Raw genomic sequence first — 25,002 nt, 5'->3', positions numbered from 1 at the left:
TCACGCGAGGGAGAGGGGTTCGTCCGGCGGGGGGCGGTGTGCCCCGGCCGCCTCGGCGACAACACCAGTTAGCCAGGCCGCCGAAGCCCTGGCAACGTCCCCCTCCTCCTAGGGGTGGTCGTAGCCGGGGTGGTCGGCGGGGCGGCGGGGGAGCGGGGGTTCGCGCGGGTGGGGGCCGGTGCGAGGGGGTGGTGGTCGGGGCCGGGCGGGCTACTAGCCGGGGTCGTATGTGACGCAGGTCCTGTGGGCCGCCTCACCGGCGAGGGGGCTGAATGTCGCATTCTGTAGCCAGCTGTACCTGTTGTTGGTGTGTGACCTGGGCCACTTCGACCCCTGAATCAAAGGCCACGGGGGCGTCGAACGCCGCTTTCCGAGTCGCCCGGCGCAGGGCCTTCAGCAGCGTGGTGCCCAGCGTCAGGGTCAGGACGACGGTCAGGGCCGCCCGGCCGAGGTCCCAGCCGAGGGAGGTGGCCGCGCAGTACGCGAGGAAGCGGGCGAGGTTCGCGGGCACCGGGTCGCCGGGGTGGAAGGAGATCCCCTGCCCCATGCCCTGCAGGGTCACCCAGCCCTGCAGGTTCATGATCGTGCCGTACGCGAAGGACCCCACGAAGCCGTACGCCGCGAGCATCGCGAGCTCGGCCCGGCCCCGGACACGCCGCGCCCCGGGCAGCAGCCCGGCACCCAGCGCGAACCAGCCCATCGCCAGCATCTGGAACGGCATCCAGGGCCCCACACCGCCGGTGAGCAGCGCGGACGCGAACATCGTGACGGCGCCGAGCACGAAGCCGAAGCCGGGGCCGAGGACGCGGCCGCTGAGCACCATCAGGAAGAACATCGGCTCCAGGCCGGCGGTACCGGCGCCCAGCGGCCGCAGCGCCGCGCCGACGGCGGCGAGCACGCCGAGCATGGCGACGGACTTGGCGTCCATGTTGCCGTCGTCGGAGAGCGTGGCGACCACGACGGCGACGAGGAGGGGGAGCAGGGCGGCGAACAGCCAGGGGGCGTCCTGGGAGTGCGACAGGCCGGACTGGCTGTGGGCGAGGAGGGGCCAGCCGAAGGCGGCGATGCCGATGAGGGTGACGAGGATCAGGGCGGTGGCGGCGCGGGGGCCGATGCGGATGGGGCGGGTGCGGCTGCTTGTGGTCGATGTGGTCGTGGTCGTGGTCGTGGTCGTGCTCATGGTCACGCGTCCGGGGCCGGGGTGGGGGCCGGGGTCTGGGCCGGGTCCTGGGTCTGGGCTTGGGCCTGGGCCGGGGCGTGGTCCGGGGCTTGGGCGTGGTCCGGGGCTTGGGCTGGGGCCGGTGTCGAGATCGGCCGCTCGGTTGCCGCGAGGGCATGGGAGACCTGGGTGACCGTGAGCCACGGGTCCGGGGCCAGGATCTTCGCCACCTGCGGGGCGAACGCGGGGGAGGACACCACGACCTCGGCGGTCGGGCCGTCCGCGACCATCTCGCCACCGGCCAGGATCACCACGCGGTGGGCGAGCTCGGCGGCGAGCTCCACGTCGTGCGTGGCCAGCACGATGGCGTGGCCGTCGGCCGCGAGCGCGCGCAGGATCTCGATCAGGCGCGCCTTGGCGGCGTAGTCCAGGCCGCGGGTCGGCTCGTCGAGCAGCAGCAGGGCCGGGCGGCCGGTCAGGACGAGGGCGAGCGCGAGCGCGAGGCGCTGCCCTTCGGAGAGGTCGCGGGGGTGGGTGTCGTCGGACACGTCGGGGAGGAGCGACGTCACCAGTTCCCGGCAGGTGCCGGGGGCCGCGCCGGCGTCCTGGTCCGCGGCGGCGCACTCGGCGGCGACCGTGTCGGCGTAGAGGAGGTCGCGCGGGTCCTGGGGTACGAGGCCCACCCGGCGGACCATCTCGGCGGGCGCGGTGCGGTGCGGGACCTTGCCGCCGACGGTGAGGGTGCCGGTGGCGGGTTCGAGCATGCCGGTGAGGGTGGCGAGGAGGGTCGACTTGCCGGCGCCGTTGCGGCCCATGAGGGCGAGGGTTTCGCCGGGGGTGACGGTGAGGTCGATGGCGTGCAGGACCTCGGTGCGGGCGCGGCGGACGGCGAGGCGGGTCGCCTCCGCGACGGCGGCCGGCCTGGCCGGGGCCGGGGCAGGGGTCGCGGCCGGGTCCGGGTCCGGGTCCGGGGTCGTGGCGGGGGCTGGGGCCGGGGTCGGGCGGCGGAGCCAAGGGAGACGGGGGCGGGGGCGGGGGCCGCTGCGCGGGGCTTCTTCCCCACCCCGCCCCTTCCCGTAACCGGGGCTCCGCCCCGGGCCCCGCGCCTCAAGCGCCGGCGGGGCTGGAGAGGTGGCCGGCGGGGCCGTGGTGGTGGCTGGTGGGGTCGGGGAGGTGGTGTGGGGGTGGAGGTGGGTGCGGAGGGGGGTGGCGCGGCGGCGGGCGTCGCGGATGGAGAGGGGGAGCGGGTGCCAGCCGGCCAGGCGGCCCAGGGCCACCACGGGAGGATGGACCGGGGAGACGGACATGATGTCGGACGGGGCGCCCAGCACCGGCGCGGCGCCCGGGGCGGGCAGGAGGAGGACCCGGTCCGCGTACTGGATCACGCGCTCCAGGCGGTGCTCCGCCATCAGGACCGTCGTCCCCAGGTCGTGCACCAGGCGCTGGAGCACGGCGAGGACCTCCTCGGCCGCCGCCGGGTCCAGCGCGGAGGTGGGTTCGTCCAGCACCAGCACCTTGGGGTGCGGGGTGAGGACCGAACCGATCGCCACCCGCTGCTGCTGCCCGCCGGAGAGGGTGGCGATGGGGCGGTCACGGAGTTCGTTCAGGCCGAGCAGGTCCAGGGTCTCCTCGACCCGGCGGCGCATCACCGCGGGCGGCAGCCCGAGGGACTCCATGCCGTAGGCCAGCTCGTCCTCGACCACGTCCGTCACGAAGTGCGCCCGCGGGTCCTGGCCCACCGTGCCCACGACGTCCGCCAGCTCCCGCGGCCGGTGCGTCCGCGTGTCACGCCCCGCGACCGTCACGCGGCCGCGCAGCGTCCCGCCGGTGAAGTGCGGGACGAGCCCCGAGACCGCGCCCAGCAGGGTGGACTTGCCCACGCCGGACGGTCCGACCAGGAGCGTCAGCTCCCCCTCCGGGACGGTCAGGTCCGCGCCGCGCAGCGTGGGTTCCGGCGCGCCCTCGTAGGTGACGGACACCTGCTCGAAGCGGATCACTTACGACGCCTCCTCGGGCGTGGGAGGTACGGGGGCCACGAACGCCGGGAGGAGGCCCAGGAGGACGGCGGCGGCCGGCCAGAGGGGGAGGGCGGGGGCGACGAGGGGGATGACGCCGGGCCGCAGGCCCTCGGGGTCGACCGTGCCGGCGTAGATCATCAGCGCGGCGACGGCGGCGCCGGAGCCGGCGACCAGCCAGGCGCGGGCGTCCCAGCGGTCGGGCCGGTACCGGGTGCGGACGCTGCGCCGGCCGCCCAGGCGCAGGCCGGCGAGGGCGAGGGCGAGGCCGATGAGGACGAGGGGCAGGCCGTACGAGGCGCCTTCGGCGGCGAGGAGCCCGTACGTACCGGCGCACATGCCGAGCAGACCGCCGACCGTGAGGACGTTGGTGGTGTGCCGGACGGCGGGCGGGACCTGGGCGGTGCGGCCGTAGCCGCGGGCGTCCATGGAGGCGGCGACGGCGACGGAGCGTTCGAGGGCGCCCTCCAGGACGGGGAGTCCGATCTGGAGGATCGCCCGGATACCGCCGGTGGGCCGGCCGCGCAGACGGCGGGCGGTACGGAGGCGTACGACGTCCGCGACCATGTTCGGCGCGAAGGTCATGGCCACGACGACGGCGACCCCGGCCTCGTAGAGCGCGGCCGGGAGGGACTTGAGGAGGCGGGCGGGGTTGGCGAGGGCGTTCGCGGCGCCGACGCAGATGAGGAGGGTGGCGAGCTTGGCGCCGTCGTAGAAGGCGAAGACGAGCTGCTCGGCGGTGACCCTGCCGCCGAGGCGGATGCCCTGGGCCCAGGCGGGGAGGGGGACCTCGGGGAGGGTGACGAGGGTGTGGGTGCCGGGGAGGGGGGAACCGAGGAGGGCGGAGAAGAGGAGCCGCAGGGCGATGACGACGAGGCCGAGCTTGATGAAGGCGCCGTAGGAGCGGGCCCAGGGGGCGTCGGTGCGGCGGGCGGCGACGACGTAGCCGGCGACGCCGACGATCAGGCCGAGGAGGAGGGGGTTGGTCGTCCGGGAGGCGGCCGTGGCCAGCCCGAGGGCCCAGAGCCACCAGGCGCCGGCGTGCAGGGCGGTGCGGCGGGTGGCGGTGGGCGCGGGGACCCAGGGGGTACGGCGCTTCCGGGCGGGCCGGGGCGCGGTGGCCGTCCGGCTCCGGGTGGGCTGGGGCGCGGTCGCCGTCCGGCTCCGGGTGGGCCGGGGCGCGGTGGCCGTCCGGCTCCGGGCGGGCTGGGGCGCGGTCGCCGTCCGGCTCCGGGTGGGCCGGGGCGCGGTGGCCGTCCGGCTCCGGGTGGGCTGGGGGTCGCGCTCGGCCCTGAGGGTGGCCGGTGGGTCGGCGGCGGTCACCGGTGTGGTGTGGGGCAGCTCGGCGGCTGCCGGGGCCCCGGGGACGGGGGTGGCGGTCGCGGGCTCGGCTGCGCGCCGGTGGGGGTGTGCCCGGCCCGCGGCCGGGCCCGGGCTCCCGCCCGTACCACCGGTGCGGGTGGCTCCGGTGGGCGGCTGCTCGCCGTCGGCGGCCGCACGCCGACCACGGGCCGGGGCGGGCACGGTGAACGGGGGCAGGTCGCATACGTCGACCCGCTCCGGGCCGCCGGATCCAGTGGGCCCTGCCGTCACCGTCGGGACCGGTGGGGAGGCTGGGGTGGAGCCGGCCCCGGGGGTCGGGTCCGGGGTGGGGGTCATCGGCGGCGGCGGGACTGCCAGAGCGCGGCCGAGGCCAGGGCGGCTACCGCCGCGACGCCCGCCAGGAGGCCGGCCGAGGGGCCGCCGTCGCCCGTGCTGCCTGCCGTGCCGTCTGCCTTGGCGTCCGCCGCGCCGGACGTCGCGCCGGACGTCGCGCCGGACGTCGCGCCGGACGTCGCGCCGGACGTCGCGCCGGACGTCGCGCCGGACGTCGGGCCGGACGTCGGGCCGGACGCCGGGGTGTCCGGGGTGGAGATCTGGTCGCCGCAGCCCTGTCGGGGGTAGGACGAGATCGCGCACAGCAGCGCCGCGCTGTTGTAGCGCAGCGGCTTCGCGACCTCCGCCAGCGCCTCCGCCGCCGTGGCCTGCGGCCCCACCTGCGCGCACGCGCTGCGCGGCGCGTCCTGCGGCGGGGTCTCGCCGGACGGGGCGTCCGCGGGCACGCCGAAGTCGATGACGACCGCCACCCGCTTCTTCCCCTCGACCGGGGCGGTCGTCCCGCAGACCGCCGTGAAGTCCGCCCCCGCCCGCGGCTTCGCCGCTTCGTCCGCCGCGTCCTTGCTCACCGCGAAACGGAACCCCTGGACGGCACCGTCCGCCGGACGGGCCTGCGACGGCCCCTGGGAGGCGTACGTCCACTGGCCGCCCGCGGCGCCGTCCCAGAACGACCAGTAGCGGTACCCCGCCGCCACGGCCGGCGCCGCGCCGGCCAGCAGCGCGGCGAGCGCCGTCGCGAGGACGGCGCCCACCAGGGACAGCGGCAGCAGACGCCTCACGGCTGCTGCCGCTTCCGGCGGCCGCTCAGCAGGATGCCGATACCCATGCCGGCCGCGCCGCCCGCGCCGATGATCCACCAGAGGTTGGTGTTCTCCGAGGAGTCCTTGTCCTTGTCCTTGTCCTTGTCCTTCTTCCCGTCCTCGGGCTTGGACGAGGCCGTCGCTCCGTGCGCCGTCGGCGCCGGGCCCGTCGCGTTCAGCGCCGACACCAGGTCCGTGCCGCCGAACGCCTTCGGGTCCGTGCCCGTCGCGTGCGCCGTCAGGATCAGCGTGCCCAGCGCCGCCGGGTTGTCCTTCGACCAGGCGCCCGCGTTGGCCTTCAGCCACTCCAGCGCGCCCGCCGCGGCCTGCTTGTGGCCGCCCGCGGACAGCGCGATCACCGCGTCCGCGGTGTTGGCGTAGTCCGGGAGCACCTGGTCCGAGCCGGGGGTGGCGGCCGTGAGGTGGCCGTTCTTCTTCAGCGCCTCCGCCAGGTACGCCGCCGCGCCCTGCGCCGCGCCCGCCTGCCCGTTCAGCGCGGCCGGGCACGCCGGCAGCGCCGCGATGGGGCTGTCCGCGCCGGCCGGGGCGACGACCGCGCCCTTGACCTGCGCGGCCAGCAGCGCGGCGGCGGTGGCGTCGGCGTTCGCGGCCTTCTTGCCGTCCTTGACCTCGTACGCGAAGGCGCCGCGGTCGGCCGCCGGCTGGTCCTCGCAGCCCAGCTGGAACGGCAGGAGCGCGTCGAAGCCCGACTTGCCCGCCTTCGACGTCACGGTCTGCGGCTGCACGCCCGCTGCGGCCAGCGAGCTGATCACGAGGGCCGTGGAGCTGGCCTCGGAGGGGGAGCCGGGCACGAAGCTCCAGCCGCCGTCCTCGTTCTGCACGGACTTCAGCCAGTCGATGCCCTTCTGGACCGCCGCGTCCTGGCCGCCCAGCGCCTTCAGCGCCTGCACGGCCACCGCGGTGGCGTTCGAGTCGAGCATCGTCGTCGCGTCGCACGCCTTGCCTGCGTCGGCGCGGAACGAGGCGAACGCGCCGTTCGCGCACTGCTGGCCGGTCAGCCAGTCCACCGCCTGCCGGGACGGGTGCAGGCCGACCGTGTGCTGCGCCAGCAGCGCGAAGGACTGGCGCCAGACGCCGTCGTACGTCGGGTCGCTCTTGCCGTACAGACCCGAGGGGATCACCGGCGCGGGGGAAGGAGAGGCCGTGTCGGCGAACGCCGCGGGGGCGGCGGCCACGCAGAGCACGGCGGAGGCGGCGAGCGCGGCGGCGCTGCGGCGGACGTTCATGGTGGGGGTGGTGCCTCTCCTGCTGGGGAGCGGGAGGCAGGCACGCACTGGCACCGGGCTCCGGCTCCGTTTACCTCGACGGTGCCGGCCGCCGGAGGATTCCGGCGGCACGAGCCGCGCACTCGGTACGGGGCATTCCGGCTTCCCGCGCGGGCGGGTCACGGTTGCGGGTCAGCGCCGGATTCGCACCGGCTTCCCCCCGTACGGAAGTGTGGACGACGCCGTCACTCTACCGGCCCCCGCTCCACGGGCCGGGGGCGGCGGCCCGGGGCATCCCTTACCGCCACCGCCACCGTCCGCTCACGGCCACCGCCACGGCCACCGCCGCCACGGTCAGAGCGCGCGGTACGTCACCGGGTCCGTCCCCGGTACGGCCTCGGCGCGCCCCTGCTTCACCAGCCGCCGCAGGTGCGCCTCCGCTTCCGATACGGCGATGGTGCGCGAGCCGTACGGGATCTGCTCCCACGGACGGTTCCACTCCATCCGCTCGGCCAGCCCCCACGGCGTCAGCGGCTCGGCGGCGAGCAGGGCCCACAGCCCGCGCAGCCGCTCCTCGTGGTGGCCGAGCAGCTCGCGCACCCGCGCAGGGGCGCCGGTGAACGCGTACTGGTGGGCCGGGAGCACCTCGGCGGGGTCCAGCCGGCCGATGCGCTCGAGGGAGTCGAGGTAGTCGCCGAGGGGGTCGGTGACCCGGGTGTCGGTCGGGTCCTCGTACAGGCCGATGTGCGGGGAGATGCCGGGCAGCAGGTGGTCGCCGGAGAACAGGCGGCCGTTGCCGGGCAGGTCCGCCGGATGCCGCTCCTCCAGGTGCAGGCAGACGTGGCCGGGCGTGTGGCCCGGCGTCCAGATCGCGCGCAGCCGGCGGCCGGCGAGGGGGAGCAGCTCGCCGGGGACGATCTCCCGGTCGGGTACGGCGGCGCTCAGCCCGGGCAGGGTCCGCAGCCGCCCGGACCGGCGGGCGGCGCGCAACGGGCCGACGTGCTCCTCGGGGGCGCCGGCGGCGGCGAGCTTCTCGGCCATGTAGTCGAACCAGACACCCGGCTCGGCCGCGCGCGTGCGGACGACGACCTCGGTGTCGGCGGCGTGCATGGCGATCCAGGCACCGGAGGCCTCGCGGACCCGGCCGGAGAGGCCGTGGTGATCGGGGTGGTGATGGGTGATGACCACGCCGTGGACGTCGGCGACGTCCGTGCCGAGGGCGGTCAGACCGGCGACGAGGGTGTCCCAGGAGGAGGGGTCGTCCCAGCCGGTGTCGATGAGGACGGGGCCGAGGTCGGTGTCGAGGACGTGGACGAGGGTGTGCCCGAGCGGGTTGTCGGGGATGGGCACCTTGATACCGCGGACGCCTCCGCCGTGGTCGGTTGTCTCTGGCATGCGGGCCCCCTGTCTGCGCCGGCTCGCGGCGGAAGGCCGGTTGCCGGCATCGGTTGCGGCCACTGTAACGAGAACTCGTTCCATTGGTAGCCCAAGTCGACCATCTCGGCCGCCATCTGACCGGCCGTCCGATCGCGAGCTCGGCGAAGTCCAGCCCACCCGCCCCTCCTTGTGTCCGGGCCGTGGACTCCTGGAACTAGAACTGGTATCAGTTCTTCAGCTCGCAGGCGCTTCAGCCCACCGGTTCTGAAGCACCCTCAGGGCGTGTCGGTGTCGCTCGCGTTCGCAGCCGCAGGAGGCCTCAGCCATGACCGAGCTCGTGGAACACGGACAACTGTTCATCGGCGGGCAATGGGCGGATCCGCTGGGCAGCGAGACGATCGAGATCGTCTCGCCCCACACCGAGCAGGTCATCGGACGCGTCCCGCACGCCTCGCGCGCCGACGTCGACCGTGCCGTCGCCGCCGCCCGCAAGGCCTTCGACGAGGGCCCGTGGCCCCGTATGACCCTGGACGAGCGGATCGCCGTCGTCTCCCGCATCAAGGACGCCATCGCCGTCCGGCACGAGGAGATCGCCCGGTCGATCAGCTCGCAGAACGGCTCCCCCTACTCCTGGTCCGTCCTCGCCCAGGCCCTCGGGCCGATGATGGTCTACGACGCCGCGATCACCGTGGCGCGCGCCTACCCGTACGAGGAGCACCGCCAGGGCGTGCTCGGGCCGATCCTGGTACGCCGCGAGCCGGTCGGCGTGGTCGCGGCCGTCATCCCGTGGAACGTCCCGCAGTTCGTGGCCGCGGCCAAGCTCGCGCCGGCGCTGCTCACCGGCTCCACGGTCATCCTCAAGCCGTCGCCGGAGTCGCCGCTGGACTCCTTCATCCTGGCCGACATCGCCAAGGAGGCCGGGCTGCCGGAGGGGGTGCTGTCGATCCTGCCCGCCGACCGCGAGGTCAGCGAGTACCTGGTCGGGCACCCCGGCGTCGACAAGGTGGCCTTCACGGGTTCCGTGGCGGCGGGCAAGCGCGTGATGGAGGTCGCGGCGCGCAACCTCACCCGGGTCACCCTGGAACTGGGCGGCAAGTCGGCCGCCGTGATCCTGCCGGACGCCGACCTGGAGACCGCGGTGGCGGGGATCGTGCCGGCGGCCTGGATGAACAACGGGCAGGCGTGCGTGGCCCAGACCCGCGTCCTCGCGCCGCGCAGCCGCTACGACGAGGTGGCCGAGGCCCTCGCCGCCGCGGCCGGCGCCCTCGTGGTCGGCGACCCGATGGACCCGGCGACCCAGCTCGGACCGCTGGTGGCCAAGCGGCAGCAGCAGCGGTCCTTCGACTACATCAAGATCGGGCAGGACGAGGGCGCGAAGGTCCTCACGGGCGGCGGCCGCCCGGCGGGCCAGGAGCAGGGCTGGTACGTCGAGCCGACGCTCTTCGGCGACGTCGACAACTCGATGCGCATCGCCCGCGAGGAGATCTTCGGCCCGGTCGTGTGCCTGATCCCGTACGGGGACGAGGCGGAGGCGGCGCGCATCGCCAACGACTCCGACTTCGGCCTCAGCGGCAGCGTCTGGACGGGCGACGTCGAGCGCGGCATCGACTTCGGACGGCAGGTGCGCACGGGCGTCTTCAACGTCAACACCTTCAGCCTGGACATGCTGGGACCCTTCGGCGGCTACAAGAACAGTGGTGTGGGCCGGGAGTTCGGGCCGGAGGGCCTGAGCGAGTACCTGGAGCACAAGATGATCTGCCTCCCGAACGGGTACGAGGCTCCTGCCGGGGATTCCGGGGCGGGCGTCTGATGGGGGACCGCTGGCACGTCGAGGTGGACCGGGGCGTGTGCATCGGATCGGGGATGTGCGTGAACCACGCCCCGTCGGGCTTCGCCCTGGACTCCGCCCGGCAGTCCCACCCGGTGACCCCGGAGACGGACGCGAACGAACCGGTCCTGACGGCGGCGGAGGGCTGCCCGGTGGAGGCGATCATGATCACGCTGCTGGGAAGCGGCGAGGCGGTGTTCCCACCGGAGGAGTGAGGCCCGCCGAAGCCCCTCGCCTACCGGCGACCTACCGGCGGGTTCCGGTCGAATCCGGTGGGGGCGGCGACGTCAGGTCGATCAGGCGGCAGACCGTTTCGATGTCGATCTTGACCTGGGCGATCGAGGCGCGGCCCGACAGCCAGGTGATGAGGGCCGAGTGCCAGGTGTGCTCGATCACGCGGACCGCCGAGAGCTGCTCGGCCGTGGGCGGGGCGTCCAGGCCCATCGCGTCCAGGATGATCGCGGTGGTCAGCCGGGAGACCGTGTCCACCTCGGGCGAGACGCTGCGGTCGGCGAAGGTCAGCGCGCGGACCATGGCGTCCGCCAGGTGCGGCTCGCGCTGGAGGGCGCGGAAGGCGCGCATCAGGGTCTCCGCGACCCGCGCCGACGGCTCCTCGCTCGCCGGCGGCCGCTTGCGCAGCGTGGTGTGCATGTGCTGGAGCTGGTCCTGCATGGTGGCGACCAGAAGGTGCACCTTGGACGGGAAGTAGCGGTACAGGGTGCCCAGCGCCACGCTCGACGACTCCGCGACCTCGCGCATCTGCACCGCGTCGAAGCCGCCCCGGCTGGCCAGTTGGGCGCTGGCGTGCAGGATCCGGCGGCGCCGTGCCTCCTGCCGCTCCGTCAGCGGCGGGGACGCCGGGGTGGTGACGGCTTTGGCTTCCGCTGTCATGTGTCCCGTTCCGTGGCGTTTCTGTCGTATCGCGAGGTGCTGAGGTGACGTGAGTGCCGTGAGTGCTGCCAAGTGCTGTTGAAGTGCTCCGTGTCAGGTCGTTCCGCCGATCACCGGAATCCTGCCCCAGCCAGCATGGCAGGCGCTGCGGCCGTGGCGCGAATCACCTGCCACGCCTCTTACGGTGTGGTTTCCGGCCGGTAGATTCAATGCCCTTGGACGGATCAAGTCTGAAACTTGTTCTAGATTATCCGAGCGGTTACGCTCCGGCGAAAGTGCAGTGAGAAGGGGGCCGAGAGTGTCCGCTGAGGCCATGGTGACGAGCCCTTTCCCAGGTTCCGCCACCGACGGCGACCGCCCGTTGCGCATCGCACTCCTCACCTACAAGGGGAACCCGTTCTGCGGCGGTCAGGGCGTCTACGTCCGCCACCTCTCGCGCGAGCTCGTCCGCCTCGGGCACTCCGTCGAGGTGATCGGCGCCCAGCCCTATCCGGTGCTCGACACCGGCGCGACGCTCACCGAGCTCCCGAGCCTGGACCTCTACCGCCAGCCCGACCCCTTCCGCACACCGTCACGCGACGAGTACCGCGACTGGATCGACGTGCTGGAGGTCGCGACCATGTGGACCGGCGGCTTCCCCGAGCCGCTGACCTTCTCTCTCCGCGCCCGCCGTCATCTGCGCGCCCGGCGCGGTGAGTTCGACGTCATCCACGACAACCAGACCCTCGGTTACGGCCTGCTCGCCGACCTCGGCGCCCCGCTGGTCACCACGATCCACCACCCCATCACCGTCGACCGCAAGCTGGAGCTCGAAGCCGCCAAGGACCGCAAGAAGCGGGCCTCGGTGCGCCGCTGGTACGCCTTCACCCGCATGCAGAAGCGGGTCGCGGGCCGGCTGCCCTCCGTGCTGACGGTCTCGGGCTCCTCCAAGCAGGAGATCGCCGACGACCTCGACGTCTCCCTCGACAACATCCACGTCGTCCACATCGGCGCCGACACCGACCTGTGGTCGCCGGACGCCTCCGTGGCGGAGGTGCCGGGCCGGATCGTCACGACGTCCAGTGCCGACGTACCGCTGAAGGGACTCGTCCACCTCGTCGAGGCCCTCGCCAAGCTGCGCACCGAGCAGCCCGGCGCCCACCTCGTCGTCGTCGGCAAGCGCGCCGAGAAGGGGCCGGTCGCCCGCGCCATCGAGACGTACGGGCTCCAGGACGCCGTCCGCTTCGTCAAGGGCATCAGCGACTCCGAGCTCGTCGACCTCGTGCGCAGCGCGCAGGTCGCCTGCGTCCCCAGCCTGTACGAGGGCTTCTCGCTCCCCGCCGCCGAGTCCATGGCCACCGGAACCCCGCTGGTCGCCACGACCGGCGGCGCGATCCCCGAGGTCAGCGGGCGGGACGGGGAGACCTGCCTGGCGGTGCCGCCCGGCGACGCCGGCGCCCTCGCCACCGCTCTGGGCCGGCTGCTCGCGGACGAGCAGCTGCGCGCCCGGCTGGGCGCCGCCGGCCGTGAACGGGTACTGGCCAACTTCACCTGGGCCAAGGCCGCCGAAGGCACCGTCGCGCGCTACCGCGCCGCCATCGCCGCCCGTACGGCGGCGGCCGACGCCCGCTCCGCCAGAACCAGCTGAGCCGGCCGGACCGGACACCTCCCCGATGCGCCACCCGTCGTACCCGCCATGCCCGTCAACCCCGTCGTACCCGTCAACCCCGTCGTACCTGCCGTACCGCCGCCCCCGCCGGCGTTCCGCGCAGCTCCCGCACCACCCTCACCCCCTTGACCGCGAAGGCAGGACCCCGTGCTGACCGTCGATTTCTCCCGGTTCCCGCTCGCCGCCGGAGACCGTGTGCTCGATCTGGGCTGCGGCGCCGGCCGGCACGCCTTCGAGTGCTACCGGCGCGGTGCCCAGGTGGTCGCCCTCGACCGCAACGGTGAGGAGATCCGCGAGGTCGCCAAGTGGTTCGCCGCGATGAAGGAGGCCGGTGAGGCCCCGGCCGGTGCCACCGCCACCGCCATGGAGGGCGACGCGCTGGCCCTGCCCTTCCCCGACGACTCCTTCGACGTCGTGATCATCTCCGAGGTCATGGAACACATCCCGGACGACAAGGGCGTGCTCGCCGAGATGGTGCGGGTGCTGAAGCCGGGCGGACGGATCGCCATCACCGTGCCGCGCTACGGGCCGGAGAAGATCTGCTGGGCGCTCTCCGACGCCTACCACGAGGTCGAGGGCGGCCACATCCGCATCTACAAGGCGGACGAGCTGCTCGGCAAGATGCGGCAGGCCGGCCTCCGGCCGTACGGCACCCACCACGCCCACGGGCTGCACTCCCCGTACTGGTGGCTCAAGTGCGCGTTCGGCGTGGACAACGACAAGGCGCTGCCGGTCCGCGCGTACCACAAGCTGCTGGTCTGGGACATCATGAAGAAGCCGCTGGCCACGCGGGTCGCCGAGCAGGCGCTGAACCCGCTCATCGGCAAGAGCTTCGTGGCGTACGCGACCAAGCCCCACCTCCCCGTCGGCGCGGCGCAGTGAGCTCGCCCGGGCGTACGGAGCACCTGGTCCTGGACGGGGTGCTGACCGCCGAGCAGGCGGCCGGGACCGTGGCCGGCATCCTGGCCGCGCAGCGCGCCGACGGGGCGATCCCGTGGTTCCGCGGCCACCACCTGGACCCGTGGGACCACACCGAGGCCGCGATGGCCCTGGACGCGGCCGGCGAGCACGCGGCGGCCGAGCGGGCGTACGCGTGGCTGGCGCGGCACCAGAACCCGGACGGGTCGTGGTACGCCGCGTACGCCGACGGGCCCGACGGAGTGGACACCGAGCGGCCGCAGGACGCGGGCAAGGAGTCCAACTTCACCGCGTACATCGCCGTCGGCGTGTGGCACCACTACCTGGCGACCGGCGACGACACCTTCCTCGACCGGATGTGGCCGGCCGTCTACGCGGCCGTCGAGTTCGTGCTGGGCCTCCAGCAGCCGGGCGGGGAGATCGGCTGGAAGCGGGAGGCGGACGCGGACGGCACGCCGGTCACGGACGCGCTGCTGACCGGCTCCTCGTCCATCCACCAGGCGCTGCGCTGCGCGCTGGCGATCGCCGACCACCGCGAGGAGGCGCAGCCGGACTGGGAGCTCGCGGCCGGCGCGCTGGGGCACGCGATCCGGCGGCACCCGGAGCGGTTCCTGGACAAGAGCCGGTACTCGATGGACTGGTACTACCCGGTCCTGGGCGGGGCGCTGACCGGCGTGGCGGCGAAGGCGCGGATCGAGGAGCGCTGGGACGAGTTCGTCGTCCCCGGCCTCGGGGTGCGGTGCGTGCTGCCGAACCCGTGGGTGACGGGCGGCGAGAGCTGCGAGCTGGCGCTCGCGCTGTGGGCGATGGGGGAGTCGGACCGGGCGCTGGAGATCCTGCGCTCGATCACGCACCTGCGGGCCGAGAACGGCATGTACTGGACGGGTTACGTCTTCGAGGACAAGGCGGTGTGGCCGGTCGAGCAGACGACGTGGACGGCCGGGTCGCTGCTGCTGGCCGTCGCGGCGCTCGGGGGTGACGAGGCGACGACCGCCGTGTTCGGCGGGCTGGAGCTGCCGAAGGGGCTGGACCCGGACTGCTGTTAGCGGGCGAGGCGGGGCGAGGCGGGGCGGGCGGCGCCGGGAGGGGGGAGGGAACCCGAATGGGTCCCCCGAGTGGCGCAGTGCCCGCACCGGGGTGAGGCTGCCGGGGACACCTCAGTCCCCGGAGGCAACCGTGTCCTTCCCCACGACCACCCGATTCCGCCGTGGCCTCACGGCGTTGCTCGTGTCCTGCGCGCTGCTGGCCGGCGCCACCGCCTGCGGTACGAACGGCGGCGGCGCCGGCGCCGCCGCGGACACCGCCGCGACCAGGGCCGAGGAGGCCTCGGTGACGGCCGCCCGGCAGGCGATGGCGGCCGAGACGGCGGCGATGGAGGCGCTGGAGGCCGCCGTCGAGCCGACGCCGACCACGACGGCCGAGAAGCAGAAGTTCGCCAAGGCGCGGTTCGTCGCCAACGCCGGGCTCGCGGCCGGGGCGACGTACCAGTGGATCGTCAAGCCGTACCGCGACGGCAAGTTCAAGAAGGGCGCCCAGGGCCGGACGTTCGCGCTCATCAAGGCGGGACTCGCGGGCGCCTTCGCCTACAACCGGTTGAAGGCCGCCATCGCCAACGCCCAGGGCGACCCGCTGCTGTCGAAGGCCGTGGCCCCGCTGACGGCCGGCATCGAGGCGCTCAAGGGCCTCGGTACGAAGCTCCGCAAGGGTGAGGCCGGCGACGCCGACATCAGCTCCTTCGAGGACGTCATCAGCGGGGTCAAGGAGGCCGGCAAGTCGGCGGGCGCCCCGGTGACGGACAAGGTGCCCAGCACCTCCCAGCTCACCGGCGGCTGACGGAGCGCGGCAGCCGGGCGCGGCAGCCGGGCGCGGGCCGGTCAGCTGTTGAGTTCCGCCAGGACCCGCAGCGTGTGCGGGTCCGGGGCGGTGACCAGCAGGTCGGTGACCGGGCCGGCCCGCCACAGCTCCAGCCGTTCGGCGATCCGCTCGCGCGGGCCGACCAGGGAGATCTCGTCGGCGAAGGCGTCCGGGACGGCGAGGACCGCCTCCTCCTTGCGGCCGTCGAGGAACAGCCGCTGGATGTGGCGGGCCTCGTCCTCGTAGCCCATGCGGGCCATCAGGTCGGCGTGGAAGTTGCGGGCTGCGTGGCCCATGCCGCCGATGTAGAAGCCGAGCATCGCCTTGACCGGCAGCAGCCCCTCGGCGACGTCGTCGCAGACCATCGCCCGGGCCATCGGCGCGATCATGAACCCGTCGGGGAGGTCCGTGAGGGAGGCCTGGTAGACGTCGGTACGGGTGGGTGACCAGTAGAGGGGCAGCCAGCCGTCCGCGATGCGGGTGGTCTGGGCGATGTTCCTGGGCCCCTCGGCGCCGAGGAGCAGCGGCAGGTCCGCGCGCAGGGGATGGGTGATCGGCTTGAGGGGCTTGCCGAGGCCGGTGCCGTCCGCGCCGCGGTAGGGGTGGCCGTGGAAGCGGCCGTCCAGGGCGACGGGGGCCGTGCGGCGCAGCACCTGGCGTACGACGTCGACGTACTCGCGGGTCGCGGTGAGGGGGCTGGCGGGGAACGGACGCCCGTACCAGCCCTCGACGACCTGCGGTCCGGACAGGCCCAGGCCCAGCATCATGCGGCCGCCGGAGAGGTGGTCGAGGGTGAGCGCGTGCATGGCGGTGGCGGTGGGCGTACGGGCGGCCATCTGGGCGAGGGCGGTACCGAGCCGGATCCGTGAGGTGTGCGCGGCGATCCAGGTCAGCGGGGTGAAGGCGTCGGAGCCCCAGGCCTCGGCGGTCCAGACGGAGTCGTAGCCGAGGTCCTCGGCGGCGGTGGCCAGGTCGAGGTGGCCGGGGTGGGGGGCGCGGCCCCAGTAGCCGAGTGCGAGTCCTAGGCGCATGGCGTGCCCTCCGAGGCCGGCGCGGTCAGTTCTGACGGTGCGTCAGGTGACTGTAGGGCAACGGCCCCCCGCCCGGAAGGGCGGGGGGCCGCTGCGTCCTGCGTCCTGCGTCGCGCGTCCTGCGTCGTGCGTCGGCGCCGTCAGCCGCGCTGGATGCCCGACGTGTCGTTCAGGACGCCCCGGCGGCCGTCCTGGGTCTGGGCGATCAGGGTGCTCGGACCGCGCTGGTCGACCGCGAGGTACCACGTGCCCGGGGCCAGCTCGGCGATCGGGGTGGGGGAGCCGTCCTCCGGGAAGAGGGGGCGGGCCACCGGGACGGCGAACCAGAACGGGGCGAAGTCGGCCGCCGGAGCGGGCGGCTGGGCGGGGTCCTGCGGGCCGGGGCCCGGTGCGGGCGCCGGGGTCGGGGTCGGGGTGCCGCCGTACGGCGGGACCGGCGACGGGGTGGTGCCGTACGGCGACGGGGCGCCGCCGGTGGCGCCCGGGTAGCCGTACCCGGCGCCCGGCTGCGGCTGGCCCCCGTACGGCGGGACGGCCTGCGGGGCCGGCGTGGGCAGCAGCGGTCCGGCCAGCGCCGGGACCTTGGGCCCGAAGACGGCGACACCGGCCACCACCAGGGTGGACAGGAACGCCAGGATCGACCCGGCGCCGAGGTCGGCGCCGTCCGGGCCGGTCATCAGGGCCCACAGCGCGGACCAGGCCGCCGCCACGGAGATTCCGGTTCCCCAGCCGGCCAGCGCGAGGCCGCCGATCCTGCGGGACTCGGGCAGGAAGCGGGTCGCGACGATCAGTCCCGCGCCGATCAGGCCGGCCAGGAAGATCGAGGGGAGGACGATGTTCAGTGCGTCCGTGTCCCACGCGTTCGGGATGCGGTCCTCACAGGCCGGGACGCCGCCGCATTCGACGGAGTAGAAGTTGAGGAACGACGCGATGAACAGCAGCACCGCTGCTCCGATCACCACGCCGTCGCCTCGAGTGAGGGAGCGGATGTTCACTTGGATGTCCTTCTCGGTCTCGGTCGCGGGCGGGGACCATCGTACGGATAGATTCCCGGCCCGAGGGCGCCGGGCCCGTGACGACAACCGTTCCGCTACCCGCCCAGGAAACCGATGATGCCGTTCGCGATGCCCTGCGCCGCCTTCTGACGCCACTGCGGATCCATCAGCAGGGCCGCGTCGTTGGCGTCCCGCATGTTGCCGCACTCGATGAAGACCTTCGGCTGCGTGGACAGGTTGAGGCCGCCGAGGTCGTCGCGGACCACCAAGCCCGTGCCGCCGCCTACGTAGTTGGAGGGCCCCGTAGCGGTGGACCGGGTGAAGTTCCCCGCGATCCGCTCGCCCAGCTCCTTCGACGGGCCCACGATCTTCGCGGTGTCCGCCGCCCCGCCCTTGACCCGGGCCGGGAGGATGACGTGGAAGCCGCGGTTGCCGGCGGAGGAGCCGTCGGCGTGGACCGAGACCACCGCGTCCGCCTTCGCCTCGTTGCCGATGCGGGCCCGCTCGGTGATGCAGGGGCCCCACGGGCGGTCGGCCTCGTGGGTGAAGACCACCTTCACGCCCTGCGCCTCCAGGGCCGTGCGCAGCCGGCGGGAGACGTCGAGGGTGAAGTCGGCCTCCTTGTAACCGGAGTTGGTGGTGGTGCCGGTGGTGTCGCACTCCTTGCGGTTCGTGCCGATGTCCACCTGCTGGTTGATCTCGCGGGCGTGCTGGAAGTTGCCCACGTTGTGACCGGGGTCGACCACGACCACCTTGCCGGACAGGGGCCCCTTGGCCACCGGCGCCGCCGGTGTCGCCGGGGCGGGGGCGGCCGGCGCGGTGGGCGTGACCGGGGCGCCCGCCCCGGTCGTACCGGGCGTGGGCTCCCCGCTGGCCTTCGCGTCCCCGTGGGAGGACGGGGCGGGTCCGGACGGCTGCTGGGGGGACTGCGCCGACGCGGGCAGCGGCGGCACCTGGGGCGCGGACGCCCCGGCGGAACCGGTCCCGGACAGCACCTGCACCAGCACCCAGCCGGCGAGCGCGGTCGGGGCGAGGGCGGCGACGGCCACGGTCAGGGTGGAGCGGCGCGCGAACCAGGGGCGGTCGGGGTCGACCGAGGAGGTGGACTCGGGCGGCGGCGGGGGGCTCTCGTCGTACGGCACGTCGCGATGCTAATCCGACGACATGCCCGGCGTCCGGATCCTGCTCCATCCGGGGGCGCGTGTGGCGTGGCGCGCCCCGCGGGTCACGCCGTGCACCGCGGTCAGATCCCGGGGCCGGTACGGCGCAGCACGCGCAGCGAGTCGGTCACGGCGACCTCCTCGAAGGCGCCGGACGCCAGCGCGCGGCAGTAGATCCGGTACGGCGCCTGCCCGCCGTCGGCCGGGTCGGGGAACACGTCGTGGATGACGAGCGTGCCGCCCTCGGCGACGTGCGGGGCCCAGCCCTCGTAGTCCCCGGTGGCGTGCTCGTCGGTGTGCCCGCCGTCGATGAAGACGAAGCCGAGCGGACCGCCCCAGGTGGCCGCGACCTGCGGGGACCGCCCGACGATCGCGACGACGTGCTCCTCCAGCCCGGCCCGGTGCAGGGTCCGGCGGAAGGTGGGCAGGGTGTCCATCAGCCCGATCTCGGGGTCGACGACGGACGGGTCGTGGTACTCCCAGCCCGGCTGCTGCTCCTCGCTGCCGCGGTGGTGGTCCACGGTGATCGCGGCGACGCCCGCCTCCCGGGCGACGTCGGCCAGCAGGATGGTCGAACGCCCGCAGTACGTGCCGACCTCCAGCAGCGGCAGCCCCAGCCGCGCCGCGTCGGCGGCCGCCTCGTACAGGGCCAGCCCCTCGCGTACGGGCATGAACCCCTTCGCGGCCTCGAAGGCGGCGAGGGTCTGCGGCTTGGGCGTGGCGGCCATGGTGTCTCCGGCGGTGGGACGTGGTACGGGCGGCCCCATGCTGCCCTACCACCGGGTCGTCGTCACCCCCGGGGTGTCCGCCACCTTCCGGGCACGGTGCGGGACTCCACGAACCCCCGGTGGGCCCGCCTTTACGGTGGACTCGGCCGCCATCACCACCTGGGCGAGGCCGCTCTCGGTAGGATCCCGATCCGCCGCAGGGGGAGGGCGGCCGCGAGGCGGGCGGGGCGGTGACGACGTCGAGCGGCCCGTCCGTACAGCCGACGGTCGTTGCCGGGCGGTACCGGAGGCTGGAGCCGTGCCCGGTGATGTCAGGGCTGCTGCCGCTGGCGAACCTCAAGATGGACAGCGTCTACCACGGGGAGAACACCGAGCGGACATACACCAGTTGCACCTGGTACGGGACGGCCACCCCGCGGGAGCCGGCCGAACGGATCGACTGGTACCTGACGTTCGGCGACGGCGGTGCCCGCGACGCGACGGCGGCGCAGCGGGCGCTCTTCGCCGGCGAGCTGCCCCAGGGGTCACGGGCGACGGTCGTGGGGTTCGGGGACGAGGCGTACTGGCTGACGTCCACGGCGGAGATGGACGACATCACCTGCGGGCTGGCGGTGCGCGACGGCAACCTCTCGGTCAAGGTGATCCTGCGCGGCCCGCAGCACCCGCCGGCGACCTGTGAGGCGGACGCCAAGCGCCTGGCCCGCACCGCCTGGGACGAAGTCCCCCGCTGAACCGGGCCGGGGAGACGCGCGCCCCCCGAGCCCGGCAGATCCTTACGGGGCGGCCCTCAGCGCCAGGAAGCCCACCAGGTAGGCGGTGGCGAAGATCAGGGGGACCCATTGTTCCACGTGGGTCAGGGGGAGGTAGCGGCGCCAGTCGCGGCCCTCGCCGAGGAGGGACCATTCGGCGCGGGAGTAGACGAAGGCCGGGAGCTTCTTCTCCAGGGCGCCTATCACCTCGAACTTGGCGGCGTTCAGCTGCCGGTAGGAGCGCACCATCACGAACCAGGTGAGGCACTGCGTCAGCAGGACCACCAGGGTCGCCAGCGCCACCGGTAAGGGGACCTGTCCGCCCTCGGGGCCGGCCAGGGCCGCCATGGTGGCCGCCACGGCGGAGTTGAGCGACAGGAAGAAGGTGTTGGCGAGGTTGCGGCGGCTGCTGATCCGGTCGGCCATCTCGATGTACGTCTTGTACTGCTCCAGGATCGCCGCCTGGTACTTCTCGCCGGTGTCCGCGTAGGCGGCCGGGCCCACCTGCTGGTTCCACAGCTTGTCGTCGAGGGAGTCCATGGGCACAGGGTTTCCCATGGGCCTCCTTCGTGTCAGGGCTTCCGGGCGGATCGGGGAGGGCGTCTCGGCAGCGCGGCCAACGGGCCGATGACCGGTTCCAGTTCGGCCCGGACGAGGCGGCGCACGGACCAGATCCAGCGGACCCGGGGAGCGGCCGGGCGGAAGGGGGTGAACGTCGCCCGCCAGGTCCGGTCGAAGGTGACGACGCCTTCGAGCGGGTACGTCCATCCCCCGTCCCGCGGAAGGGCGAGCGCGTCGGCCGCGGGCCAGTCCGGCAGCCGGGGCGGTGGCGGCCAGTCGGCGGCGCGCCGGTCGGCGTACGCGCGGGCGGCGGCGTCGCGGAAGAGGTCGTAGACCACGGGGCCGGACGTGATGAGCAGGAGCAGCCGGTCGGGCGGGGTGAGGCGGACGGCCTCGGTGAACTCCCAGACGGTGCCCGGCCCCGGCGCCGCCGACAGCATGACCACATGGGCGCCGGAGATCAGCTCGCTCACCGCGGCCTGCCAGTCGTCGAGGGGCAGGTAGCCGCGGCGCGCGCCGAGCAGGGGCAGCCGTTCGCCGGGCTGTCCGACGGCGACGACGGGGCCGAGCCGGTCGAACTGCCGGACCAGGAACTCCTCCTGCGTCAGCCCGGGCAGTTCGAAGGGTGAGCGGAAGGACCCGCGGGGAGCGCCGCCGGGGGCCGCGGCCAGGGGGCGGTCGAGGGCGAAGGGGCGCAGGTAGAGGACGTACGACGTGCCGCGGAGCCCGCCGAACGAGGTGATGACCGGGGCGCGCAGCCGCTTGCCGTGGACGAGGGCGGAGAAGCCGCCGACGAGGGCGAGCGCGCCGGCCAGGACGATCGCGGGGAAGACCGGGAGGAGCGCCAGCGGCGACAGCTGCTGTCCGCGCAGGGCCAGGTGGAGCAGGAAGCCCCCGCTGCCCAGCAGGGCGATGCCGAGTACGCGCAGGGCGTGGCCCAGGAGGACCAGGGCGTGCCCGGTGCCGGCCCGCGCGCCGCGGCGGAGACGGGGCGCCGAGCCCGCGCCCAAGCCCCTGCTCGCACCCCTGCTCGCGCCCCTGCTCGCGCCCCTGCTCGCGCTCACGGCCGTCGCGGCGCGCTGCCGGGGAGGGCGGCCAGCGGGGCGAGTACCGGCTCCAGCCGCTCGCGGACCTTCCGGCGGGTGCTCCAGCCCCAGCGCAGGGCAGGGACGGACACCTCGAAGGGGGTGAAGGTCGCTTGCCAGGCCTGGTCGAAGGAGATGACGCCCCGCAGCGGGTACTCCCACGTCCGGCCCTTCCCCGGCGGGCCCGGCGCGGGCCAGTCCGGCAGCTCGGGCAGGGGCGGCCAGTCGGCGGTGCGCCGTTCGGCGTACGCGCGGGCGGCGCGGTCGCGGAAGAGGTCGTAGACCACGGGCCCGGTGCAGACGAGCAGCAGCAGCCGGTCCGGCGGGACGGTGCGGACGGCCTCGGTGAACTCCCAGACGGTGCCCGGCCCGGGGGCCGCCGACAGCATGACCACGTGGGCGCCCCGGATCAGGGTGGCGACCGTGTTCTGCCAGTCGTCGAGGGGGAGGTAGCCGCGCTCGGCCCCGAGGAGGGGGAGCCGCTCGCCCGGCTGCCCCACCGCGATGACCCGGCCGAGCCGGGCGACCTGCCGGACCAGGAACTCCTCCTGGGTCACCTGGGGGAGTTCGAAGGGCGCGCGGGTGTAGAACCCCGGCTCGGGGACGGGGGCGGACAGCCCCGGATCGAGGGCGAAGGGGCGCAGGTAGAGGACGTACGGCTCGCCCGCGAGCTGTTCGAACGCGGTGATGACCGGGGTGAGGTGCTGCTTGCCCCGCCGGACCAGGTGCGTACCGCGGTCGAAGACCCACCAGCCGACGGTCGCGAGTGCGAGGGCGGTCAGGAGGACGCCCCACCAGGGCAGCGTCCCGCCGTCGTCCGCGCCGGGCCCGAAGGACTGGTACACCGCGTTGCCGCTGAAGGCGGCGACCGTCCCCGTCACGCGCAGGGTCCAGCCCAGCGTGATCAGCGCCCGGCCCAGGACGCCGCGCTGGGTGCCCCGGGCCGGTGAGCCACCAGTCGGTGAGCCACCGGTTGTGCCGTCGGCCGGTGAGCCACCGGTTGTGCCGTCGGTCATGTCGTCCACCCCTCCCCGGGGGCCAGGGTAGGCGGGTCCGGCGGCCATCTTCTGACCTTCCGTCAGAATGAAACGTGTTCTACTCTGGCCCGCGACCGACGGCGTGAGCGACGGGCGGGGGACCCCCATGGGCATCGGAATCACTGCGGAACAGCGGGAGTTGGCGGACGCCGTGCGGGGCTGGGTGGCCCGGGCTGTGCCGCCCGAGGAGGTGCGCAAGCTCCTCGACGGCCCGCCGCGGACCGGCACCCGGCCCGCCTACTGGGACGCGCTCGCCGCACAGGGGCTGCTCGCCCCGCACCTGGAGGGCGGGACCCTGCTCGACCTGGCCGTCGTGGTCGAGGAGGCCGCCCGGGGCGCGCTGCCCGGGCCGTACCTGGGCAGCGCGCTGGCCTCCGTGCTGCTCGGCCGGTGCGCGGGGACCGCCGACGTGGACGAGCTGGTGGCGGGGCTCGGCGACGGCGGCCGGATCGGGGCCGTCGCACTCGGGCCCGGGAGCATGACCGCGGTGGCCGTGGAGGGCGGCGGGCACCTGCTCGACGGGACGGCGCCGCCCGTGCTCGGCGCCGGCGAGGCGGACCTGGTCCTGCTGGCCGCCGAGGCCGCGCACGGCACGCTCTGGTTCGCCGTCGACGCCACCGCCCTGGACGTCCGTACGCACGACAGCGCCGACCCGACCCGGCCCACCGCCGAGGTACGGGCGCGCGGGGTCGCCGTACCGGCCGGGCGGCTGCTGCCGCTGGACGCGGCCCTCGTACGGGACGCGGCGTGCGCGCTGTTCGCCGCCGACGCCTGCGGCACCGCCGCCTGGGCCCTGGACACCGCCGCCGCCTACGCGAGGGTGCGCGAGCAGTTCGGCCGGCCCATCGGGCGGTTCCAGGGGATCAAGCACCTGTGCGCCGACATGCTGGTGCGGGTCGAGCAGGCCCGCGCGCTGGCCTGGGACGCCGTCCAGGCGCTCGACGAGGCTCCCGAGGTACGGGCGCTCGCCGCCGCGCTCGCCGCGGGCACCGCCCTGGACGCCGCCTACTCCTGCGCCCAGGACTGCATCCAGGTCCTCGGCGGGATCGGCTTCACCTGGGAGCACGACGCCCACCTCTACCTGCGCCGGGCCCTGGTCGCCCGCCAGCTGCTCGGGCCCGGCGACGGGCACCGGACGCGAGCGGTCCGGCTGGCCGCCGGCGGCGCCCGGCGCGAGCTGCGGCTGGAACTGCCCGCGCAGGCCGAGACCCACCGGGAGCGGGCGCGCGCCGTCATCGCGGACGCCCGCGGCCTGGACCCGGCCGCCGCCCGCCGGGTGCTCGCGCCCACCGGGTACGCGGCGCCGTACCTGCCGCCGCCGTACGGCCTGGGCGCCGGGCCCGTGGAACAGCTCGTCGTGCAGCAGGAGCTGGCGGCCGCCGGGGTGCGGGTCGCCGACCTGGGGATCGCCACCTGGGTGGTGCCCTCGCTGCTCGCCTACGGCACCCCCGCGCAGCAGGAGAGATACCTGCTGCCGACCCTGCGCGGGGACCTCACCTGGTGCCAGCTGTTCTCCGAGCCCGGCGCGGGCTCCGACCTCGCCTCGCTGCGCACGAAGGCGGAACGGACCGCGGACGGCGGCTGGCGGATCAACGGGCAGAAGGTGTGGACGAGTTCCGCGCACACCGCCGACTTCGGCATCCTGCTCGCCCGTACCGACCCGGACGCGCCCAAGCACCAGGGGCTCGGCTACTTCGTCGTCGACATGAAGGCGTCGGCGGGCATCGTGATCCGCCCGCTGAAGGAGATCACCGGCGAGGCGCTCTTCAACGAGGTCTTCTTCGACGACGTGTCACTGCCCGCCGACGCCCTGGTGGGCGCGGCGGACGGCGGCTGGCGCGTGGCCCGCAACACCCTCGGCAACGAGCGGGTCCACATGGCCGACCAGATGACCTTCGACACCGGACTGGAGGCGCTGATCGCCCGCTCGGCGGACCTGGACGGCGCCTACCGGGCCCGGATCGGCCGGCTCGCGGCGGAGGCGCACGCCCTGGCCTGCATCGGCCTGCGGACCACGCTCCAGCAGGTGTCGGGGCTGGAACCGGGCGCGGGGGCGTCCGTACGCAAGCTCGTCCAGACCCCGCACCAGCAGCGGACCGCCGAGCTCGCGCTCGAACTGCTGGGGCCGGCGGGAGCGGTGTGCGAGGGGGCGGGGGAGCGGGCGGTGCACGGGATGCTGATGTCGCGCTGCCTGACCATCGCCGGGGGCACCACACAGGTCCAGCTCAACGTCGTCGCCGAGCGGATCCTCGGCCTTCCCAGGGACTGAAGGGCACAGGGAGCA

At 74.5% G+C, this 25,002-nt stretch carries 22 protein-coding genes and 1 riboswitch; of the genes, 8 read left to right on the top strand and 14 right to left on the bottom strand.

The window, feature by feature from the left end:
• Positions 1-253: 253 nt before the first annotated feature.
• The 6 genes from ACIPXB_RS12990 to ACIPXB_RS12965 all read right to left on the bottom strand — a co-directional run bounded on the left by ACIPXB_RS12990 (position 254) and on the right by ACIPXB_RS12965 (position 8,251).
• Positions 254-1,180: an ECF transporter S component gene (locus tag ACIPXB_RS12990; protein ID WP_401448224.1), complete on the bottom strand. Its 927-nt coding sequence runs from the start codon at positions 1,178-1,180 to the stop codon at positions 254-256.
• A gap of 2 nt (positions 1,181-1,182) precedes the next feature.
• Positions 1,183-3,156, bottom strand: a complete 1,974-nt coding sequence (locus ACIPXB_RS12985; RefSeq protein WP_401448222.1) for an ABC transporter ATP-binding protein — start codon at positions 3,154-3,156, stop codon at positions 1,183-1,185.
• Positions 3,157-4,515, bottom strand: a complete 1,359-nt coding sequence (locus ACIPXB_RS12980) for an energy-coupling factor transporter transmembrane protein EcfT (protein WP_401448326.1) — start codon at positions 4,513-4,515, stop codon at positions 3,157-3,159.
• Between the two features lie 314 nt (positions 4,516-4,829).
• Complete coding sequence (locus ACIPXB_RS12975) at positions 4,830-5,600, bottom strand: SCO2322 family protein (protein ID WP_401448324.1); 771 nt, start codon at positions 5,598-5,600, stop codon at positions 4,830-4,832.
• A 5-nt stretch (positions 5,601-5,605) separates the two neighbouring features.
• Entirely contained in the window at positions 5,606-6,877 is a 1,272-nt protein-coding gene (locus ACIPXB_RS12970) for a prenyltransferase/squalene oxidase repeat-containing protein (protein ID WP_401448220.1), read from the bottom strand.
• A gap of 130 nt (positions 6,878-7,007) precedes the next feature.
• A riboswitch (cobalamin riboswitch) is annotated at positions 7,008-7,076 on the bottom strand.
• A gap of 134 nt (positions 7,077-7,210) precedes the next feature.
• The gene (locus ACIPXB_RS12965; RefSeq protein WP_401448218.1) at positions 7,211-8,251 is read right to left on the bottom strand and encodes an MBL fold metallo-hydrolase; all 1,041 of its coding nucleotides are present in this window, start codon (positions 8,249-8,251) and stop codon (positions 7,211-7,213) included.
• 307 nt (positions 8,252-8,558) lie between these two features.
• On the opposite strand from ACIPXB_RS12965, the gene ACIPXB_RS12960 reads away from it, so the two are divergent.
• Positions 8,559-10,043 (top strand): aldehyde dehydrogenase, encoded by a 1,485-nt coding sequence (locus ACIPXB_RS12960; RefSeq protein ID WP_401448216.1) that lies wholly within the window; start codon positions 8,559-8,561, stop codon positions 10,041-10,043.
• Positions 10,043-10,276 carry a ferredoxin gene (locus ACIPXB_RS12955; RefSeq protein WP_401448214.1) on the top strand — a complete coding sequence of 78 codons (234 nt, stop codon included), beginning with the start codon at positions 10,043-10,045 and terminating at the stop codon, positions 10,274-10,276. The genes ACIPXB_RS12960 and ACIPXB_RS12955 overlap by 1 nt, the downstream gene beginning before the upstream one ends.
• Positions 10,277-10,307: 31 nt before the next feature.
• Here the strand turns inward: ACIPXB_RS12955 and ACIPXB_RS12950 are convergent, their stop codons facing one another.
• Positions 10,308-10,952 carry a TetR family transcriptional regulator gene (locus tag ACIPXB_RS12950; RefSeq protein ID WP_401448211.1) on the bottom strand — a complete coding sequence of 215 codons (645 nt, stop codon included), beginning with the start codon at positions 10,950-10,952 and terminating at the stop codon, positions 10,308-10,310.
• A gap of 298 nt (positions 10,953-11,250) precedes the next feature.
• Here ACIPXB_RS12950 and ACIPXB_RS12945 point away from each other — a divergent pair, with 298 nt between their 5' ends.
• The 4 genes from ACIPXB_RS12945 (at position 11,251) to ACIPXB_RS12930 (ending at position 15,351) form a co-directional block, all read left to right on the top strand.
• Positions 11,251-12,579 (top strand): glycosyltransferase family 4 protein, encoded by a 1,329-nt coding sequence (locus ACIPXB_RS12945; RefSeq protein ID WP_401448209.1) that lies wholly within the window; start codon positions 11,251-11,253, stop codon positions 12,577-12,579.
• 168 nt (positions 12,580-12,747) lie between these two features.
• Positions 12,748-13,482, top strand: a complete 735-nt coding sequence (locus ACIPXB_RS12940) for a class I SAM-dependent methyltransferase (RefSeq protein WP_401448207.1) — start codon at positions 12,748-12,750, stop codon at positions 13,480-13,482.
• On the top strand, positions 13,479-14,564 hold the full coding sequence (locus tag ACIPXB_RS12935) for a prenyltransferase (RefSeq protein ID WP_401448205.1): 1,086 nt from the start codon (positions 13,479-13,481) through the stop codon (positions 14,562-14,564). The genes ACIPXB_RS12940 and ACIPXB_RS12935 overlap by 4 nt, the downstream gene beginning before the upstream one ends.
• Before the next feature lie 130 nt (positions 14,565-14,694).
• Positions 14,695-15,351 carry a hypothetical protein gene (locus ACIPXB_RS12930; RefSeq protein WP_401448203.1) on the top strand — a complete coding sequence of 219 codons (657 nt, stop codon included), beginning with the start codon at positions 14,695-14,697 and terminating at the stop codon, positions 15,349-15,351.
• A gap of 41 nt (positions 15,352-15,392) precedes the next feature.
• On the opposite strand, the gene ACIPXB_RS12925 is transcribed toward ACIPXB_RS12930, so the two are convergent.
• The 4 genes from ACIPXB_RS12925 to ACIPXB_RS12910 all read right to left on the bottom strand — a co-directional run bounded on the left by ACIPXB_RS12925 (position 15,393) and on the right by ACIPXB_RS12910 (position 19,286).
• Positions 15,393-16,403 carry an LLM class F420-dependent oxidoreductase gene (locus tag ACIPXB_RS12925; RefSeq protein WP_401448201.1) on the bottom strand — a complete coding sequence of 337 codons (1,011 nt, stop codon included), beginning with the start codon at positions 16,401-16,403 and terminating at the stop codon, positions 15,393-15,395.
• A 140-nt stretch (positions 16,404-16,543) separates the two neighbouring features.
• Positions 16,544-17,398: a DUF5336 domain-containing protein gene (locus ACIPXB_RS12920; protein ID WP_401448198.1), complete on the bottom strand. Its 855-nt coding sequence runs from the start codon at positions 17,396-17,398 to the stop codon at positions 16,544-16,546.
• A 95-nt stretch (positions 17,399-17,493) separates the two neighbouring features.
• On the bottom strand, positions 17,494-18,540 hold the full coding sequence (locus ACIPXB_RS12915; RefSeq protein ID WP_401448196.1) for an N-acetylmuramoyl-L-alanine amidase: 1,047 nt from the start codon (positions 18,538-18,540) through the stop codon (positions 17,494-17,496).
• A 101-nt stretch (positions 18,541-18,641) separates the two neighbouring features.
• On the bottom strand, positions 18,642-19,286 hold the full coding sequence (locus tag ACIPXB_RS12910) for a class I SAM-dependent methyltransferase (protein WP_401448195.1): 645 nt from the start codon (positions 19,284-19,286) through the stop codon (positions 18,642-18,644).
• A gap of 308 nt (positions 19,287-19,594) precedes the next feature.
• On the opposite strand from ACIPXB_RS12910, the gene ACIPXB_RS12905 reads away from it, so the two are divergent.
• Positions 19,595-20,017: a hypothetical protein gene (locus tag ACIPXB_RS12905; protein ID WP_401448193.1), complete on the top strand. Its 423-nt coding sequence runs from the start codon at positions 19,595-19,597 to the stop codon at positions 20,015-20,017.
• A 42-nt stretch (positions 20,018-20,059) separates the two neighbouring features.
• Here ACIPXB_RS12905 and ACIPXB_RS12900 read toward each other — a convergent pair whose 3' ends face one another.
• Genes ACIPXB_RS12900 through ACIPXB_RS12890 form a run of 3 tightly spaced genes read right to left on the bottom strand, consistent with a single transcriptional unit; the run spans position 20,060 to position 22,697 of the window.
• The gene (locus tag ACIPXB_RS12900; protein WP_401448191.1) at positions 20,060-20,593 is read right to left on the bottom strand and encodes a hypothetical protein; all 534 of its coding nucleotides are present in this window, start codon (positions 20,591-20,593) and stop codon (positions 20,060-20,062) included.
• A gap of 14 nt (positions 20,594-20,607) precedes the next feature.
• Entirely contained in the window at positions 20,608-21,606 is a 999-nt protein-coding gene (locus ACIPXB_RS12895; RefSeq protein WP_401448188.1) for a hypothetical protein, read from the bottom strand.
• A 50-nt stretch (positions 21,607-21,656) separates the two neighbouring features.
• Positions 21,657-22,697: a hypothetical protein gene (locus ACIPXB_RS12890; RefSeq protein ID WP_401448186.1), complete on the bottom strand. Its 1,041-nt coding sequence runs from the start codon at positions 22,695-22,697 to the stop codon at positions 21,657-21,659.
• A gap of 127 nt (positions 22,698-22,824) precedes the next feature.
• On the opposite strand from ACIPXB_RS12890, the gene ACIPXB_RS12885 reads away from it, so the two are divergent.
• Positions 22,825-24,987 (top strand): acyl-CoA dehydrogenase, encoded by a 2,163-nt coding sequence (locus tag ACIPXB_RS12885; RefSeq protein WP_401448184.1) that lies wholly within the window; start codon positions 22,825-22,827, stop codon positions 24,985-24,987.
• Positions 24,988-25,002: the final 15 nt, after the last annotated feature.

It is taken from the genome of Streptomyces sp. NPDC090022 (assembly GCF_044748145.1).
Lineage (GTDB): Bacteria > Actinomycetota > Actinomycetes > Streptomycetales > Streptomycetaceae > Streptomyces.
The sequence above is the reverse complement of the archived record's forward strand: the minus strand, read 5'-3'. Positions and strand labels throughout refer to the sequence as shown.